The sequence below is a fragment of the Symplocastrum torsivum genome (assembly GCF_059505465.1).
Genome location: NZ_JCACKQ010000026.1, coordinates 1 through 18,086, shown reverse-complemented (window position 1 = coordinate 18,086; position 18,086 = coordinate 1). Strand labels below are relative to the sequence as shown.

General features: G+C 46.5%; 14 protein-coding genes. 9 read left to right on the top strand and 5 right to left on the bottom strand.

The window, feature by feature from the left end:
* Positions 1 to 73 precede the first annotated feature (73 nt).
* Positions 74 to 631: a hypothetical protein gene (locus AC5JL3_RS08910; protein ID WP_496074148.1), complete on the bottom strand. Its 558-nt coding sequence runs from the start codon at positions 629 to 631 to the stop codon at positions 74 to 76.
* 657 nt (positions 632 to 1,288) lie between these two features.
* Positions 1,289 to 1,915 (bottom strand): TenA family protein, encoded by a 627-nt coding sequence (locus AC5JL3_RS08905; protein WP_496074147.1) that lies wholly within the window; start codon positions 1,913 to 1,915, stop codon positions 1,289 to 1,291.
* A gap of 478 nt (positions 1,916 to 2,393) precedes the next feature.
* On the opposite strand from AC5JL3_RS08905, the gene AC5JL3_RS08900 reads away from it, so the two are divergent.
* Entirely contained in the window at positions 2,394 to 2,597 is a 204-nt protein-coding gene (locus tag AC5JL3_RS08900) for a hypothetical protein (RefSeq protein WP_496074146.1), read from the top strand.
* 93 nt (positions 2,598 to 2,690) lie between these two features.
* Here AC5JL3_RS08900 and fghA read toward each other — a convergent pair whose 3' ends face one another.
* Positions 2,691 to 3,542 (bottom strand): S-formylglutathione hydrolase, encoded by an 852-nt coding sequence (fghA, locus tag AC5JL3_RS08895; protein ID WP_496074145.1) that lies wholly within the window; start codon positions 3,540 to 3,542, stop codon positions 2,691 to 2,693.
* A gap of 5 nt (positions 3,543 to 3,547) precedes the next feature.
* On the opposite strand from fghA, the gene AC5JL3_RS08890 reads away from it, so the two are divergent.
* Entirely contained in the window at positions 3,548 to 3,742 is a 195-nt protein-coding gene (locus AC5JL3_RS08890) for an AAA-like domain-containing protein (protein ID WP_496074144.1), read from the top strand.
* 74 nt (positions 3,743 to 3,816) lie between these two features.
* Entirely contained in the window at positions 3,817 to 4,440 is a 624-nt protein-coding gene (locus AC5JL3_RS08885) for a type I restriction endonuclease (RefSeq protein ID WP_496074143.1), read from the top strand.
* A 143-nt stretch (positions 4,441 to 4,583) separates the two neighbouring features.
* Here the strand turns inward: AC5JL3_RS08885 and AC5JL3_RS08880 are convergent, their stop codons facing one another.
* A complete protein-coding gene (locus AC5JL3_RS08880; protein WP_496074142.1) occupies positions 4,584 to 5,651 on the bottom strand; it encodes a YheT family hydrolase in 1,068 nt (355 codons plus the stop codon).
* A 266-nt stretch (positions 5,652 to 5,917) separates the two neighbouring features.
* Between AC5JL3_RS08880 and AC5JL3_RS08875 the strand changes: the two genes are divergently transcribed.
* A complete protein-coding gene (locus AC5JL3_RS08875) occupies positions 5,918 to 6,658 on the top strand; it encodes a response regulator transcription factor (RefSeq protein WP_496074141.1) in 741 nt (246 codons plus the stop codon).
* A gap of 260 nt (positions 6,659 to 6,918) precedes the next feature.
* On the opposite strand, the gene chlP is transcribed toward AC5JL3_RS08875, so the two are convergent.
* Entirely contained in the window at positions 6,919 to 8,142 is a 1,224-nt protein-coding gene (gene chlP, locus AC5JL3_RS08870; RefSeq protein ID WP_496074140.1) for a geranylgeranyl reductase, read from the bottom strand.
* Positions 8,143 to 8,414: 272 nt separating this feature from the next.
* On the opposite strand from chlP, the gene AC5JL3_RS08865 reads away from it, so the two are divergent.
* The 5 genes from AC5JL3_RS08865 (at position 8,415) to AC5JL3_RS08845 (ending at position 17,945) form a co-directional block, all read left to right on the top strand.
* Positions 8,415 to 11,849 carry a PAS domain S-box protein gene (locus AC5JL3_RS08865; protein ID WP_496074139.1) on the top strand — a complete coding sequence of 1,145 codons (3,435 nt, stop codon included), beginning with the start codon at positions 8,415 to 8,417 and terminating at the stop codon, positions 11,847 to 11,849.
* Between the two features lie 18 nt (positions 11,850 to 11,867).
* The gene (locus tag AC5JL3_RS08860) at positions 11,868 to 13,382 is read left to right on the top strand and encodes a sensor histidine kinase (protein ID WP_496074138.1); all 1,515 of its coding nucleotides are present in this window, start codon (positions 11,868 to 11,870) and stop codon (positions 13,380 to 13,382) included.
* 289 nt (positions 13,383 to 13,671) lie between these two features.
* Entirely contained in the window at positions 13,672 to 14,688 is a 1,017-nt protein-coding gene (locus AC5JL3_RS08855) for a sulfate/molybdate ABC transporter ATP-binding protein (RefSeq protein ID WP_192222483.1), read from the top strand.
* A gap of 389 nt (positions 14,689 to 15,077) precedes the next feature.
* A complete protein-coding gene (locus AC5JL3_RS08850; protein WP_496074137.1) occupies positions 15,078 to 16,799 on the top strand; it encodes an ABC transporter substrate-binding protein in 1,722 nt (573 codons plus the stop codon).
* Positions 16,800 to 16,919: 120 nt separating this feature from the next.
* A complete protein-coding gene (locus tag AC5JL3_RS08845; protein ID WP_192222481.1) occupies positions 16,920 to 17,945 on the top strand; it encodes an ABC transporter permease in 1,026 nt (341 codons plus the stop codon).
* The last annotated feature ends 141 nt before the right edge of the window (positions 17,946 to 18,086 follow it).

The following is an 18,086-nucleotide window of genomic DNA, read 5'->3' as shown; positions in this document are numbered from 1 at the left end:
AGAACTTCCTTTCTTGGAGGGAACCTCCGAGAACCAGCATTACCCAATCCCTAATCCCTAGTTCACAATTGAGTCAAGCTTTCAGCAAGAGCGTAGCGCGGGTACATCCTCCTAGCCAACTCCAGCCAGAGGGCAATTGCTCCTCATTGGGAAGATAATGCGCCCAAGTGTTACCCTCGCTGTCTTGGTAAACAGTCTTAATCTCCACAGGGACTCTTGCTCCCCAAGGAGATTTTGCTAGAATCCTATCTCCGGGCTTGAAGACCTCACCGTTCGTGTTGGTGACACAAGAGAGCATCTTTGAGGACTTGTATTCCAATCGCTGTGGCTTCTTAATCTCCTGGCGACGGTCACTCAGCTCAACGTCTTCATGAGAAGAAGGCTCCACTTCTGGCTTGGCAGTTGCTGACTCTTCTGTCGTAGCTTCGCTATCTTGAGGTACAGACTGTTCTATGTTCTCGCTCTTGACTAGTAAGCGATTCGAGGCATCGTCAGCCGTTTCGCTAGAGTCTTGGGCTGAACTATCTGATAACTCTTGATTCACTTTGTCCGGCTCAGGCGTAACAGGGGTACTGAGTCCGGCAAGATGAGTTAGGTCAAGTTTTTTACGGTTTTGTTTTTTTGGTGGCATAAAAGTTTGAGCGCGGCACAAGGACATCTCGAACTTAGTTCAATATCAAGGGTGGTGGCTTCTAGTGCAGCGGGGCGGCAATAACTATCCAGTTGGACATTGGCTAAAAGGCTTACTGTACAAGCAATATTGCTTCTGCATAAGAGCCTCCTGCCTTCTTGCACTAGTCTGTTTGAGGTGTTGTAGGATTAAACTACGGCTAGTGCTAACATAGCCTTGACTTGCTCTAAGTTTGTTATAAGTTCATAGTTTTACAGTTAGTTAGCGTGAACTCAAGAGACCATAACGCTGTAACCCGACGTGGCTTGCCTAAGTGCTGTCATAGTTAGAACTAGATGTACGGATTTACCAGTGCAAAGCTCTTGTTCTGTTATCAAGTCTATACTTCCAAACTCTTTAACAGCCCATGATGACACAAACCGCTCTAATGTGGCGAGAGAAGTTAGGGATGGGCAAAAATTTAGAGAATTGTGACGATGCCTGTAAGCTAATAAGCCTTCAATTAGCAATTGAAATTATCGCTTGAGAGTAGAGGACTAAGGGAAGTCTTCCTTTCAATCCTACCCCTTCTCTGTTCCCCGTTCAAGAGCAAAATGCAACTTGAATGCACGTAGCTTATTCCTATAAATGGCAGTGTACGCTGTTGAATTTGACTAGTCAGGACTCAACATCCCATGCAGCTTGAAAGAAGTCTTGCTCACACAACATCGCATAGCGATACGTCGATTTTACCGAGGTAGTGAGGGTGGCGTACTGGTCAGTCAAACTTTCTAACTGTTGAGCTAATTTCTCAATCTCCTCATCGTTATAAGTGCGAATCCAGTCAGCATATTGATGTTCTGGAATTCCACCCTGAGCGAGTTTTTGACCTAAAAATGCATACAGACGCATACAGGGTGTCATTGCGGCTGTGATTAACCCAACGTCACTACCCCAAGCTGTTGCTAATAAAAAATCAGTGTAGCGGCGTGTTGCCATAGCGGGTTCAACGCTTCGCAAATCTACTCCCCATTCTGTAGCGTAACGTTCATGGAGTGTCAGTTCTTTGAGAACCCCTCCAGCAAGCGTATGAAAGGTATTAAATCCTTCCCAATCGAGAGCTTTGGCAGCAGCAATACTGTAAGCACGAGCAAATGCTTCCAGGAAAAAGGCATCTTGACCAACGTAGTAGGCAAATTTAGAACGGTCAAGGGTACCAGAACCAATGCCTTGGACAAAAGGGTTTTCAAGACAAGCTTGTGCAAGGTCTTGATTAAACTGCCATAAATCTGTGCTAATCGTCATATTGGCTTGTCGCAACTGAATTCCCTGTTTGATTGGGAGATGCTAACAGTTGCATAACTGAAGAAATTAGGTCTGTTCCAAATTTATATTCTACAGATAGATAGAGAGAAAACGTAACCATTATGGATAACACAAGCTTCTCTAGCATTCGACACACCTCCTTATTGCCACTGAATAACTACTAACTACGGCTATTTTCAATTGTCGTGATTTCTCTTTAGTTACAGGTGATCAAAGGGGATGAGGGCTAGTGATGCTTTGTTATAGATTAAGTGATACGAGTCATCGACGAGTAGTGTGTCTTTTTGGGTGCAAGTTAATGAGACGACGAAGCTTTGGACGTAGTGATTCGTTTAATGCTATATAAAGAGAAGATAAACATGGATTAAGAAAAATTTAGTTAGGTAAAAGCCTTTTACCAACTCGATTGAAGAATCTGCTCTCTGATTATCCTGAGAATTAGAGCAAGGAGGTTACTGTGGAATCTACCGTAAACTGTGCTGAAGCCTGCGTCAACGGCTGCATTTTAGGTGATAAATGCCCAAACAAGGAGTTTGCCGCAGATGCAACAAAGTTCATCAATGAGACTTCTCTAGACACTATGTTGAAGATTGCTGAGGAAGCACGAAGAAAGAAGCTGATGCAGCCACCCCAGTGGATTATTCCTGATTTCCCGGAGTAAAATGCGATCGCTCAGTTAGACCGAGAGATATACACCACTCCCAGAAAACTGGAAAAAGCGATCGCAACTTGAGACAAACAAGCGTTAGCAAGCTTACTCACACAAAGCCGCCGCATGATGATTAATGTGGTCTTCAATAAAGCTAGCGATAAAGTAGTAACTGTGGTTATAACCTTCCTGAAAGCGCAAGGTTAGCGGTTGACCTGCCTTTTCACAAGCTTGCTCAAATAGCTCAGGAAGCAACTGCTGCTTTTCTAGAAACGGGTCAACCGTACCTTGATCAATGAGAATTGGACGCTTAAAGCTAGATGTCAACACCAGTTCGCTAGCATCGTAAGCACGCCATGTTTCTTGGTCAGAACCGAGGTAGTTGCTGAAGGCTTTTTGACCCCACTGGCAACGCATTGGTGCCGCAATTGGTGCCAAGGCGGAAACGGATTTGTACTTTTCAGGGTTTTTTAAAGCACAAATCAAGGCTCCATGACCTCCCATCGAATGCCCAAAGATGCCTTGTCGCTCTGGTTTTACGGGGAAATGCTCAGCAATCAAAGCAGGTAATTCCTGCACAACATAGCTGTACATCTGGTAGTGCCCTGCCCAAGGTTCAACAGTTGCATCAACGTAGAACCCAGCACCTGTCCCAAAATCCCAATCATCATCTTCACCAGGAATGCCTGAGTTACGAGGGCTAGTGTCGGGTGCAACAATAATCAATCCATACTTAGCTGCAAACTGCTGCGCTCCTGCCTTCGCCATGAAGTTCTCTTCTGTACAGGTTAAACCTGAAAGGAAATAGAGAACTGGAATCCGTTCCGATTTCGCTTGGGACGGTTGGTAGATAGAAAATCGCATCTCACCCTTACAGGTTTGGGAGTCATGGCTATAAAAACCAACCGTACCACCGAAGCATTTATTTTCGGAGACGAGATTAGGGGCTGTGGACATGAGTAGTGTTCCTAGGGATTAATTGTAGGGGCACAGCATCATCATCAATCATCCTTAAACGAGATGTCTATACCTTGGAATCAATGCAAGCGTTTAAGCTACAAAGTTTGGGGTTGGTGCGGGTAGAGAGGAATGAAGTGAAGCCTTGGTGCAATTTGTATGCTCGATATTTTTGCGATCGCTTATCTTCACCCCCCTAGCCCCCCTTACTAAGGAGAGAAGTCAGCGCCCTGTATTGTCATAATGCTCAAGTATTCGCCAAGGAGATAAATTCATGGTTCAAACTATCCAAGCTCAAAATATAAATCTCAACGACTTAATCGAAAAATTTGGCTTAGAACGCAGTGATGATGAGCAGTTCTTTAGTGAGTGGCAGGATGATTTACCTGAACTCACGGATTCAGAAAAGCAAGCACTAGACGAGGTAAAAGCAGACTATCTCCACCTATCTAGGTATCCCATACTCGAACCCATCGTCAAACTCGTAGTGCTATCGCCCTTGTTGAAATGGGCAGGTTTTTATCGTGCGCCTTTTTACCTTACGGCTGAGAAAGAGGTAGAAATTGTGTCCGATGATGAGGGAACTCTTGTAAAGGGACGGCTTGACCTCCTGGTTTTTACCCCTCAGTTTTGGATACTTGTAATTGAGGCAAAAGCTGCAAAATACTCTCTGGAAGTGGGCATACCGCAAGCGCTAACTTATATGCTGGGTAATCCTAATTCTGAAAGACCTGCATTTGGATTTGTCACGAATGGTATTGAATTTAGATTCCTGAAACTTACAAAACAAGGCACCCCGAAGTATGCCCAGTCGTATCTATTCGCTCTTGATAGCAGAGATGATTTGTATACCGTTCTGAGAGTGCTAAAGCGGCTTGGTCACTTAGTCAACCAATAAAATTACCCCAGCTAGGAGTTAGGTTGACTAATATGTGATATTTAGTGACAAAGGCTGTGCGATCGCACCTGCGAACCCCGAAAGTGATCGCTATTCCTATGTTGACGTGCGTAAAACATTACCAATCCTCTCCTCCTGCTTCCCTACTTCCCCTCAATCATCATCTGCCGATCGCACCACTCCAAAACCCGATTCCATGCCCACCAGCAATCAGGGTCTTTAAACTGACGCTGGCAAGCTTGGCTACTGATATAACCAACATGACCACCGTAAGCGGTTAGCATCAAGTCAATTGCTGGGTTGTTAGCACAGGCAGCTTGCAAGTCCGGGACAATCGTTGGCTCAAACAAGGGATCGTCGGCAGCATATAAGATTAGAGTTGGTTTTTTGAGTTGAGGTAACAGATGCAGACCACTGCTAGCGTCGTAGTACTCTTCTACCGATGAGAAGCCTAATCGCTCAATGACCAGTTCGTGATCGAAACCCCAAATACTATTAGCTCGTTCGATTGCGTCTCGGTCTATTTTTCCAGGGTGAGCCTCATAAATCCGCCAAGCTAGTTTTTTGAGTTGTTTTGCGATCGCTTGTTCCAAACGTCTGCCCCATCTGTCTTTGACTAAATAATTTAGCGATCGATTGGAATCCAAACTCGGACAAATCACCGCACCACCACCAATTTCTGACTCAAGAAGCTCTAAATCCTCTCCCCAGGTCGCAATTGTTTGTGCCGCTTTAACACCCCATAATGCCAGTTGTCCCCCCAGAGAGAACCCTGTAAACCAAAAAGGGGCTGGACAACCCATTGCCTTAGCCTCTGCCGCAATGCGGACAAAATCTTCTCCCTCGTATAAGCCATCAGAAGTCAACGTTGGAGATAAATCAGCCGTTTTGCCGTGGGCACGCCAGTCGAAGAGAACCACCGCATACCCTCTAGCACACGCCTTACGCTCTAGTAGCCTTAGAAACCACTGGTTATCCAAATCACCTGTAATCCCATAGGTGCCAATAATCGTGGCTCTAGGGTTCTCCGGTATGGCAACAATCCCAAAAATCGGCACTCCAGAAGCCCCGGTAAAGATTTTCTCTTGGTAAGTCGGTTCCGGATCTATCGCGAACTTTTTGTAATCACGACTACCCCGCAAAGACGTGTAGAGAGTCATTGACAAACCATTTGCAAGCCACCAAGGGGGAGTGTAGACAGGATGGGTCATAAAGGAATAGTAAAGTTAGAGGACAAACATGACTGACTGTTCGTAGTCACTCGCGGTTAAAGAAATGATGAAAACAAGAATCAATTCGCTTGCTTCGGGCTAAAAGGCTTGCAAATCTTAGCTTGTACCTCAGAATATTTTGAATCCCTACATATTCTTTAGAAATAATTTAGAATCAGCCATTATAATCGGTGAAGTATTCTGACTTTTTCTTTCCAGTTCTTATTGAACGTTAACAAACACACCTCAAATCAACCTCTTAAGTGATGCCCCGGATACTCGTCATCGACGACGACCCTGCAATTTCAGAATTAGTCTCCATCAATTTGGAGATGGCTGGTTACGAAGTTAATCAAGCAGCAGATGGCATCAAGGGTCAGGCGCTAGCCCTGCAACTTCAGCCAGACCTGATCATGCTTGACTTAATGCTGCCCAAGGTAGATGGTTTTACCGTCTGTCAACGACTCCGCCGGGATGAGCGCACGTCTGACATTCCAGTACTGATGCTGACAGCCTTGGGTCAAACCCAAGATAAGGTGGAAGGCTTTAACGCTGGTGCCGATGATTACCTGACGAAGCCATTTGAGCTTGAAGAGATGCTGGCACGGGTGCGAGCCTTACTACGACGCACAGACCGGATTCCCCAAGCGGCGAAGCACGCAGAAATTCTTAACTACGGGCCTTTGACCCTCGTGCCAGAACGGTTTGAAGCAATTTGGTTTGATGTGACGGTAAAACTGACGCATCTGGAGTTTGAGCTACTACATTGCCTACTCCAGCGCCACGGTCAAACCGTTTCTCCAAGCGAAATCCTCAAGGAAGTGTGGGGCTACGATCCCGATGACGACATCGAAACAATCCGGGTTCATGTCCGCCATCTGAGAACCAAGCTAGAGCCTGACCCACGCCATCCTCGGTACATCAAGACAGTATACGGAGCAGGTTACTGCTTAGAGTTGCCTAATGGTGAACAGCAAACGACAGATGTTGACTCAGTGACGGTCTAAGACATGGACATAGTCATCAATTTAGTTAGGGGTAGACCTTCACCACACTAACGTCCCTAACAACTGTCCTTAGTACCTTAAGTGCCACGATACCGAAAACCTCTGGTGGCGAAACAAGTCCAGTGAGTACATGAAAAAAGCCAGTGTTAGGTAGGTAAAGACCTCGAAACACTGGCTTAATAAGAAGTTCAAGTCAATTAAGACGTGATAATCTAGAGCGCTCTGCTTTGGCATTTGCCAAAGCTCAAACCTCACTACAGCTAGGGAGCAAGGGCACTGCCTCGCAGCAAGCTACCAATAGTCTTAGCGGTAATCTTCATCTGGATGAGAGGATTAGCTGGGACTACCGTTTTGTAGAGGTAGCTATCGAAGGTTAGTCGCTGGACATCTCGGTCGGCACACATCTCGACAAATGCTTCACGAGTGGCATCGGAGCGATAGAAGACAGTTTGTAGAATATCCAGGACTTTGTAGGTGATGCCGTACTTCTTATCCCAACGCTTCAGGTAGAGCTTAAGGTCGGCTTCTGTAGGAATGCGAGTCCCACCATTGGAGGTTTCAACAATCGTCTCCGCACACATCCGGGCGGATTTTGCGGCAAAGTAGATGCCTTCACCGGAAGACTTCGTAACCGTACCAGCGGCATCTCCCACGAGAGCAACCCGACCAACAACACGGCGAGGTCTGGGATGTTCGGGAATTGGGTGAGCCTCAACTTTAATAATTTCACCACCAGCTAGGCGTTTGGCCGCACGAGCGCGAATACCCGCTTGCAGTTTTTTGATGTCAGCTTTGTTGACCTTCATCGTGCCAGTCCCAACGGCAACGTGGTCGTATTTAGGGAAAACCCAGGCGTAGAAGTCGGTAGAGACATCGTTACCGACATACATTTCAGCTAGGTCTTCGTAGTACGCCATCTTGTCTTCTGGCAGACGAATCCGCTCTTGGAAGGCGATCGCATAATTATAATCCCCAGCATCAATCGCTTTAGCGACACGAGAATTCGCGCCATCGGCACCAATCACAAGGTCTACTTTCAGTGTCTTTGGCGTTCCTTCCAAACTTCCGTCTGAATGGTCAGCGTAGTGGAGGGTATAGGGATCGGAATCTTTGAGTGGAATATCAAGTTTGTGAACTGTGCCATTAATCAACTTTGCCCCTAATTTGGCGGCGCGATCGCGCATGAAGCCATCAAGCACCTCGCGGCGGCACATCCCAATATATTCGTGTTCTTTTTCAATATTGATATCGACTTCGACATTCGATGGTGAGATCATCTTCATCTTTCTCACCCGTCGGTCAATGATTTCTGGTGGTAGGTCAAACTCACTCACCATACACAGTGGAATTGCACCGCCACAAGGCTTAGCATTGTCGAGCTTGCGCTCAAACAAAAACGTTTCGATTCCGGCTTTTGCTAAAGTCTCGGCGGCAGAAGAGCCTGCTGGGCCTGATCCAACAACAGCAACCCTTAGTGCTGGCATGTTTTCTCCCAATCAATCTTTGAGCTACGGACTGCATGGTATCACGGACTTTCGGGTTATCTAACCAACATCGTTAGATATCCGCTCAAGTTGAAATACACCTTAACAACTAAGCGCAACACAGCTTAACAATTAGTGTGGTGACTAATCAGTGATCTTCAAACACAGGCGTAGTAATCCAGAGCTTTTTTCCTCTGAACCGATTGAACAGTCTAAACTCCTAGTTATGGCTAGCTGAAGCATACTTAGGTCAAATCAGAAGGGGCTTAACAATGTCAAAGTGGCAGAGTTTAACCCAATTGTGGAAAAGCCGCTCTCATCAAGGGTGGCAGCCTCGGAATTTGCTGGTGCTGCTAATCATCGGCAGCACAACTTTGGCAGTAAGCACAACCGCTATCTTGAGCTATCAAGTCGTGCGAGAGTTGCTCTTGGGCAACTTAAAGCAAAATGCCTTGTTGCGAGTTCAGGTCGGAATTGACGAAATTGATAATTGGCTAGTCACTCGGAAGGCTGAGATTGCAATGCTTGCCAATACTCCTACATTTCGGACGATGGATTGGTCGGTAGCTGAGCCTTATCTCACATCCGAAGCGTCACGGCTGAAGGACTTCTACTTTTTTGCGATGATTAACCCCGATGGTTCTCAAAACACCACCGGAAAGGGTCGAGCGAAGAATGTAAAAGACCGCGAATACTTTAAGCGAGCAATGTCTGGACAAGTATATGTGAGCGATCCCGTTATTAGCCGCACCCACAATGGGGCGACAGTGCCAATGGGCGCTCCCGTGTGGTCAATTCCTCCTGCTCAGAGACGACCAATTGGGATAATTGGGGCGGCAATTAAAATAGATCGGATTGTTGAGGTAGTAAACCGTCTGAAATATGGCTCTGGTAGTTACGCCTTTGCCCTCACCTCAGAAGGAATGCCAATTGTCCATCCGAATGCCAGAGTAATGGGAACATGGGAAAAACCAGCTCCCAGTTTTTTGCAAGCGAGCGACCCGAATTTACGGCACATTGCCACAAGAATGATCGGCAAGCAGCGGGGAATTGAGCTAGTGCAGCTAGCTGGCGATTGGGTTTATGTTGGCTATTTGCCCCTGCACGAAGCGGATTGGTCGATCGCGTTGGTGATTCCCAAACACAATATTGAATCCCAACTGAGTGCCCTCAATTTGTTGGCAACAGTGGTGGGGGGACTACTAGCGATCGCGACTCTGGCAGGATTACGGCTTGTGCTAGTATCTGAGCGTTCTCGCGCCCGTGCGTCTCAAGAAGCCCTGCTCAACCGCTTGATCGAGCGGATTCGTGCTTCCTTAGAGTTGGATCACATTCTGCAAGCAACAGTGGAAGAAGTGGGAACCCTGCTGCAACTAGAACGAGCGGTTTTTGGCTGGTATGAACCCACAGAGCTTTCCTTGGAGATTCAGCGGGTTTACTGTCAGGAAAATCTGTTGCCGCAAGTCGGACGGTTCTCTGTGCCACCAGATTTTGAGGTGCGAACTCAACGAGGTGAGACGATACAACTCCAAGAAGTCAAACCAAGTCCTCAACCCATTCATCTAGAACTCAAGGCTCAAAGCTATTTAGCTCTCCCCGTTCGTGCTGAAAATGAGCTGATAGCCTATTTAATTTTGGTCAGAGACACCAATTGGTTCAGTCTTGATGGAGAAAAGGAACTGTTGCAAGCCGTTGCTGACCAACTCGCGATCGCAATTACCCAATCTCACCTTTACCTCCAAACAAAGGAACAAGCCCAACGGCTTGACCTCGCTTTAGACCAGTCGGCACTTGTAGCGATTACTGACCCCAACGGAATAATCACCCATGTCAACGACAATTTTTGTCAACTCTCCCAATATTCCAGTGAAGAACTCATCGGGCAAGACTACCGCTTGCTCACTGCCGATAATCATTTCCAAGAATTCGCTCAAAAGCCGTGGCTAACCCTTGCTAGGAAGAAAATCTGGAAAGGAGAAGTCAAGAATCGGGCTAAAGATGGGACAGATTACTGGCTAGATACCACTATTTTTCCTTTCCTCAATGCCAAAGGGAAGCCGATTCAATACTTGGCAGCATCCTTTAATATCACCTCACGTAAGGAAACAGAGGCAGCACTGCGCCAAAGCGAGGCGCGATTCCGGCTAGCCGTTGATAACTTTTCTCACCCATTTATCATCTACAACGCTAAGCGGCAGTTTCAGTTTGTCAATCTTGAGGGACTAAAGCGCACCGAAAAGCCTTTGGAAGAACTTATCGGTCTTACTGACGAGGAAATCTGGTCTGGTGAAATCACTTCCAAGTATCTGCCGATTCTTGAGCGTGCTGTGGAAACTCGAACCATTCAAACAGGTGAATGTGATATCACTTTACCTAGGGTTGGTTCGTTTACGATAGTTGTCAATTATGTACCACTGCTAGATGAACAAGGGGAAATTTCTCAAATTCTTGGGATTACCCAGGATATTACCGATCGCAAACGAGCAGAATTTGCCCTTCAACAGCTTAATCAAGAACTAGAACAGCGAGTCCAACAACGGACAACGGAGTTAGAGCAGACTAACGCCCGACTGCAAGCTGAAATTAGAGTGCGCGAGCAAGCAGAAGCAGACTTGTGGGAGAGTCAACAACAGCTACAGGCAATCCTGGATAACTCACCAACCTTCATTTTCGTAATCGATAAGCAGAACAGGCACCTACTGAGCAACCGCAGCTACGAAAACCTGTTGTCCACGACTCATGAGCAACTAATTGGTAAGAGCATCTATGAAGTTTGGGGTGCTGAATTTGCTGAGGCTTACGCCACCATTAACAAACAAGTCCTCGACCAATGCCTCTCTATCGAAACAGAAGAAGTTGCCCCTCTTGATGATGGGATACACACCTACCTTGTTAATAAGTTTCCTCTACTTGATGCCAATGGTGTCCCTTATGCAGTTTGTGGCATTTCCACCGACATTACTGAGCGCAAGCGAACCGAACAGAAACTAGAGCAACTAACGACGGATTTAAAACGTTCCAATCAGGAATTAGAGCAGTTTGCTTATGTCGCTTCTCACGACTTGCAAGAGCCATTGCGAGCGATAACGGGTTTCACTCAACTTCTGAGGCAAGACTACCAAAACCAGCTAGATGAGTCAGCTCAGGAATACATGAGTTATATCGTAGATGGCGCAACGCGAATGCAGCAGTTGATTCAAGACTTGCTCACCTATTGTCGTTTGGGTACTGACCATCAAGGAGTTGCCGCGATTGACTGCAATGCTGTGGTGCGTCAAGCGATCGCAAATTTGGAAGTAGCGATCGCTGACAGTAACGCCACCGTTACTCATGAGTCTCTACCAACGATTAAGGCAGACAAAACTCAACTCATACAGCTATTCCAAAATCTGATTAGCAACGCGGTTAAGTTCCACCGTGATGAGCCACCCGAAGTACACATTCAAGCACAATTGAGAAATCAGGAATGGCTCTTTTTCGTGCGTGATAACGGAATTGGCATCGAATCTAAGTATCTTACGCGGATTTTTGAGGTTTTTAAACGTCTCCATAGCCGTACCGAGTTTTCTGGTACTGGCATCGGGCTGGCGATTTGTAAAAAGATCGTAGAGAGTCATAGTGGCAGTATCTGGGCAGAATCACAGCCCGGACTAGGAACCACTTTTTACTTTAAAATACCCCTAGCTCCTCCCCAAGGTGAACTCTAAGCTAAAAACCCTCCTACTATGTCCAACACACCGATTCGCATCCTATTGGTGGAGGATAGCCCTAGTGATGCTACTTTGCTGCGCCAAGTTTTCTCTCGCTTAGAGAAGGAAGGTTGGGACTTGGTACATGTTGAGCGGCTAAGTAATGCTATCCAGGCTTGCCGCAATCTCACAGTTGATGTGGTTCTCTTAGACCTGATTCTCCCAGACTCTGATCGATTAGACACGCTAGTCGAGTTCCATACAGCCGTACCCGATATCCCCGTTGTGGTGCTGACGGTGGTTAATGATGAGGAACTTGCCCTACAAGCCGTAGCACAAGGGGCGCAGGATTATCTCTTTAAGGAGCAAATCACTACTCAATCGCTTGTCCGTGCTATCCGTTATGCGATCGAGCGCGGGCATATTCTCAAGCAGCTACAAGCGAGTGAACAACGCTTTCGAGTGGTTTTTGACCAAACCTTTCAATTAATGGTGCTGTTGACACCCGAAGGAAATCTTCTGGAATTTAACCAGGCTGCCCTTGACTTCAGTCACGCTAATCAAGAAGATTGTCTGGGTCTGCCGCTATGGGAGATGAAGTGTTGGAATTACTCCCAAGCTAGTCAAGAGTGGTTGCAAACAGCTATTGCCAACGCCCGTGATGGTCATTTGGTTCGCGATGAAATCCAGGTGCGGGACGCTCTTAACGTAATGGTGTGGGTTGATTTTTCCCTTAAGCCATTAAAAGACGAAACCGGGAAAGTGGTGATGCTGATTGGGGAAGGCAGAGATATTAGCGACAAGAAACGAGCTGAAACAGAAATTATTAACGCATTGGAACAGGAACGCGAACTCAACCAACTTAAATCAGACTTAGTTTCAGTTGTTTCCCACGAATTCCGCACACCACTAACCACTATCCGCTCCTCCGCAGAACTTTTGGAGCGTTATTGCCGGGATGTCATGGATGAGAAAAAAAGCAAACATTTTCAGCGAATTCGAGCTGCTATTAATCAGACAATTCAGTTACTGGATGATGTGCTGCTCATCGGTAAGGCAGAGGCTGGCAAAATGGAGTTTAAGCCCGTTGCTATAGATTTAGTAGAGTTCTGTCGTAACTTAGTTGAAGAACTCCGGAGCAATTTCAACAGTCATCACAGTCTTACCTTTACCTGTCAAGGAGAATGCTCTAATGCCTGCCTGGATGAGAACCTCCTGCGACCAATTCTGACCAATCTGCTCTCTAATGCGGTTAAATACTCTCCTAAAGGTGAGACAGTGAATTTTGAACTCGCCTGTCAAGATGAGGTAGCGACATTCCGTATTCAAGATCAGGGTATGGGAATTCCGCCAGAAGACCTCTCTCGATTGTTTGAGTCTTTCTATCGAGCTAGCAATGTCGGCTCAATCCAAGGTACGGGGTTAGGACTATCGATTGTTAAAAAGTCTGTAGACTTGCATGGCGGTCAGCTTGCTGTAGAAAGCGCTTTGGGTATCGGTACAACGTTTACAGTGATGCTGCCGCTCACTAGTTATGCCATAGGCAGCTAGGCGATAAGGCTAAACTCAATAGTTATCGCGTTGATTTGTGCTATAAGACTACAGTAATCCTCTCAGGGAATCGGTAATTCATTGTCATAGCGGTCAACAAGCCGAAAGCACTTTTTATAGCAATCAGCAGTCAGCTTTGGGCGGTCAGCTTCCAGTGAAATAGGCTCCGGTTAAGGAACTCGGCTTCCGATGATGTCCTAACCTCAGTGGCTACTGCTATAGATAGGCTCTTGGCGATCGCGCCACACCACCAAAGATAATAGAAAGCTTCATCAAGAGGTTCATCACCGTGGCTATTGTTGTTGAAAATGTATCCAAACGGTTCGGTAGTTTTCAAGCTGTTGACCAAGTAAATTTAGAGATCAAAAGCGGCTCCTTAGTTGCCCTTTTGGGGCCATCCGGGTCGGGGAAATCCACATTACTGCGGCTGATTTCTGGCTTGGAGATGCCCGATAGCGGCAATATTTGGATTACTGGCAAAAACGCCACTCACCAAAATGTGCAAGACCGCGAAATTGGGTTTGTCTTTCAGCACTACGCTTTGTTCAAGCACCTAACGGTACGCAAGAACATTGCCTTTGGCATGGAAATTCGTAAAATGCCCAAGGCAAAAGTCAAGGCGCGGGTAGAGGAATTGTTGAAGCTAGTACATTTGGAGGGAATGGGCGATCGCTATCCTTCTCAATTATCCGGTGGTCAGCGACAGCGGGTTGCCTTGGCACGGGCGTTAGCAGTGCAACCGCAAGTTTTGCTCTTGGATGAACCCTTCGGAGCCTTAGATGCCAAAGTGCGTAAAGATTTACGCGCTTGGTTACGTCGCCTTCATGATGAAGTCCATGTCACAACAGTTTTCGTTACCCACGACCAAGAAGAAGCGATGGAAGTGGCGGATGAAATCGTCGTAATGAACAAAGGACAGGTAGAACAGGTAGGGACACCCGCAGAGATTTACGATAACCCTACCTCGGCGTTTGTGATGAGTTTCATTGGTCCGGTAAATGTCTTGCCTAGCACATCCCGGATTTTCCAGGATGGCGGCTTTGATTCTGCTAATCCAGAAATTTTCTTACGTCCTCACGATGTCATTGTAGAAACAACATCCAATGGTGCTAGCGCTAAAGCGAGAGTAACGCGGGTGATTCATCTGGGTTGGGAAATTCAAGCTGAGTTAACCCTAGAAGATGGTCAGGTCGTTACAGCACATTTGTCGCGGGAACGGTTTAAAGAGTTGAAGCTGGAGCCACAGCAGTGGGTGTATGTTAAGCCCAAGGATGCTAAGGCTTTCCCCCTACACTACTCAATTTAGAATTAGGAGCATGGATTTATTGATCTCTAACGCTCTTCTGTCAGTCTCGGAAAATCACGCTCAAAGTAAAAGCTTGAGAGCTTTTCCACATAACGATTTGAGGGGTGAGTTTCTATCAGAAACTCAAAAATGTAGACCAATTGGGAAAACTCACGTCCTATCAGGATTACAGCCTTTGCGATCACCTAGACTGACAGAAGAGCGCTAATTCCTAGGAAAGGGGCATGGCAGGGTACTGCCCCTAAGGGTTTTGAATTTTGTAAATTATTGAATCCACCTTGCTGATTGAATTGAGTTCATGACGAACAGTACGCAAAGATAAGGTTTCAGCTTTAATGTATATCCAGGGATAGTTGTTTGTAGCTGATCGCCAATTTCAAAAAATCTGAATGCAAGTTGTTATGAACTGGTTTCGTCTGTTTCGTAGAAAGCGACCTAATTCTGGGTTAAGCTCGGTTTCCCCAAAGTTGGGTTTAAGACAGTGGCAGTCTATTGGGCAATTCTTAGGCTTATCCATTGCTTGCTGTGCGCTAATTGTCAGTTGTGGGGCACCAAAAACATCAACCCCGGTTGGTTCCTCTAGTCCAGCCACTGGCGCTAGTAGCGATCGCATTACCGTCGGCTCAATCGAGAAGCCACGGACACTTGACCCTGCCGATGGTTATGAAGTAGCAATTAGCGACATCATCACCAATTTAGGCGATCGCCTTTATACCTACGTCGGAGACACCGACAAGATCGAGCCACAACTTGCCACCGCAATGCCCAAAGTGAGCGCGGATGGTCTAACCTACACCATCCCTATACGCCAAGGTGTCACGTTCCACGATGGGGAACCGTTCAACGCCAAAGCAATGGCATTTTCCCTAGAACGGTTTAGCAAAAACGGCGGTAAACCCTCAGCACTGCTCTCCGACGTTATGGAATCAGTGGAAGCGACTGGGGATTACGAACTTACGATTAAACTTAAAAGCCCCTTTGCACCCTTCCCATCGCTATTAGCTTTCTCTGGAATGTCTGCTGTCTCGCCCAAAGCTTACGAAATTGGGGAAGGGAAATTTAAGCCAAATGAGTTTGTAGGAACAGGGCCGTATAAACTCGTTTCGTTTAATCCCAACCTCGTTAAGCTTGATGTTTTTGACAAATATTGGGGAGAAAAACCAGCCAATCAAGGAATTGACTTTCAATCTCTAAGTAGTTCCGCCAACTTATATAATTCCTTTGCAACAGGTGCATTAGACATTGCCTATCGAGACTTGGACTCTTCACAGGTTGTCAGTCTCAAAAATGATGCCCAATCCAAAGGATTTCAGGTTGTAAACAAGCCAAGTACTCGTGTTGACTACCTGGTGCTAAATGTCAAGCAAAAGCCACTCGATCAGGTAGAAGTAAGACAAGCGATCGCGGCAATGATTGACCGTCCCCTAATTATTGAGCGTGTCTACAAAAACCTCGCTGAACCCTCCTACAGCATCGTTCCCAACAGCTTTGAAACCAACGTACCCGCGTTTAAAGAACCTTATGGCGACGGCAATGTAGAAAAGGCGAAAGAACTCCTAACGAAAGCCGGATTTTCTAAAGAAAAACCCTTTGTGTTTGAGATTTGGTACTCCTCTAGTAATTCAGAGCGAGAGCAGATGGTAACCCTCCTCAAAGAGTATGCCGCCCAAAGACTCGATGGGATTATGCAAGTCAAACCGCAACCCGTCGAATCGACCACACTTTTCGCTAACGTTGCCAAAGGAATTTATCCGAGTTATTTAGTGGCTTGGTTCCCAGACTTTGGCGATGCCGATAACTACGTTAGCCCTCTATTTGCCTGCAACAAAGGGTCAGCAGCAACAGGTTGTGAGGAAGGTGCAAGTCAAAGCCAAGGCTTCTTCTACTACAACGAAAAAATTAATCAGTTGATTCAGGCTGAACGCAAAGAACAAAACACCGAAGCCCGCAAAAAAATCTTTGCTGAGATCCAAACCTTACTGGCACAGGATGTCCCTTATGTTCCCTTTTTGCAGAAAGTTGACTACGCCTTTGCCCAAAAGCCCATAAAAAACGTTGAACTTAACCCAGTTCTTGGTTTGTCCTTCTGGGAGGTAGATAAACAAGCCTAAAAATTAGGGATGGGGAGATGGAGTGATCAGTGAAAAACTCCCAAAGTTTATGTATATTAACTTCCTACCTCCCCACCTCCCACTCTCCCACTCTCCCCACCTCTTCACCTTCCCAATAAAATGTCTCGTTCTCGCGCCCTACAGTATTACGTCCTAACCCGGCTACTTCTTGCCCCTCTCATGATGTGGACAATCGTCACGATTGTCTTTCTGCTGCTACGTGCCACCCCAGGCGATCCAATTGATGCCGTTATCGGTAATCGCGCTCCCGATAGTGTCAAAGAAGCATTTCGCGAACGCTTAGGGCTAAACAAACCTTTGCCGTTGCAGTACCTTAGCTATTTAGGAGATTTGCTGCGGTTGGATTTAGGCAGTTCAATTACTGATCAGGGTCGAGATGTTTGGGAAGTAATCCAGCAGTACTTTCCAGCTACCGTAGAAGTAGCGGTGTGCAGCATGATTGTGGCGTTGACTGTTGGGGTTGGCATTGGTATTCTTTCTGCTTCTCGCCCTGGTACCGCTTTTGACGTTGGGGGACGCTTGTTTGGGATTATCACCTATGCGCTTCCTGTCTTTTGGGCGGGCATGGTGTTGCAATTAATCTTTTCTGTACAGTTACGTTGGTTCCCGATTGGTGGGCGTTTTCCCCCCTCAGAAGTCGCTCCGGTTGGGCCAACGGGACTGTATTTAGTTGATAGTCTCCTCAGTGGTAATTTGGCTCAGTTTTTCACCACGCTCTACTATCTCACTCTGCCGAGTTTGACGTTGGGGATTCTTCTCAGTGGGATTTTTGAGCGCATTGTTCGGGTAAATCTCAAGCAGACACTCCAAGCAGATTATGTAGAAGCGGCTCGTGCTAGAGGGATTCAAGAAGGCAAAATTCTCATCAGCCATGCCTTGAAGAATGCTTTGATTCCGGTTATTACAATTATGGGCTTGACCTTTGCCTCTCTACTGGGGGGTGCTGTTTTGACAGAGGTAACCTTCTCTTGGCCGGGACTTGCCAATCGGCTGTATGAGGCAATTGAGCTGAGAGATTACCCAACTGTGCAAGGAATTATGGTGTTTTTTGGAACCATTGTCGTTGTCGCGAGTATCGCGATCGATATTATTAATGCTTTAATTGACCCACGTATCCGCTATTAATTGACTAAGAAAGGCAGAAGGTAGGCGGCAGAGGGCAGAAGGTTTATTACTGGTATGTGGTCGTTTGCGTCGTTACATCTGTCCTAACCCATTCGTGACAAGTTAAGGCAAAGTAATTGTTGTCAATGAGACAATATACTT

Bases quoted from the DNA above. Each gene is read 5' to 3' on its own strand.
- AC5JL3_RS08865 (WP_496074139.1), top strand. From the start codon at position 8,415: ATGTCAAAGTGGCAGAGTTTAACCCAATTGTGGAAAAGCCGCTCTCAT.
- AC5JL3_RS08905 (WP_496074147.1), bottom strand. From the start codon at position 1,915: ATGACGATTAGCACAGATTTATGGCAGTTTAATCAAGACCTTGCACAA.
- AC5JL3_RS08910 (WP_496074148.1), bottom strand. From the start codon at position 631: ATGCCACCAAAAAAACAAAACCGTAAAAAACTTGACCTAACTCATCTT.
- AC5JL3_RS08875 (WP_496074141.1), top strand. From the start codon at position 5,918: ATGCCCCGGATACTCGTCATCGACGACGACCCTGCAATTTCAGAATTA.
- chlP (WP_496074140.1), bottom strand. From the start codon at position 8,142: ATGCCAGCACTAAGGGTTGCTGTTGTTGGATCAGGCCCAGCAGGCTCT.
- fghA (WP_496074145.1), bottom strand. From the start codon at position 3,542: ATGTCCACAGCCCCTAATCTCGTCTCCGAAAATAAATGCTTCGGTGGT.
- AC5JL3_RS08850 (WP_496074137.1), top strand. From the start codon at position 15,078: ATGCAAGTTGTTATGAACTGGTTTCGTCTGTTTCGTAGAAAGCGACCT.
- AC5JL3_RS08880 (WP_496074142.1), bottom strand. From the start codon at position 5,651: ATGACCCATCCTGTCTACACTCCCCCTTGGTGGCTTGCAAATGGTTTG.
- AC5JL3_RS08860 (WP_496074138.1), top strand. From the start codon at position 11,868: ATGTCCAACACACCGATTCGCATCCTATTGGTGGAGGATAGCCCTAGT.
- AC5JL3_RS08885 (WP_496074143.1), top strand. From the start codon at position 3,817: ATGGTTCAAACTATCCAAGCTCAAAATATAAATCTCAACGACTTAATC.
- AC5JL3_RS08845 (WP_192222481.1), top strand. From the start codon at position 16,920: ATGTCTCGTTCTCGCGCCCTACAGTATTACGTCCTAACCCGGCTACTT.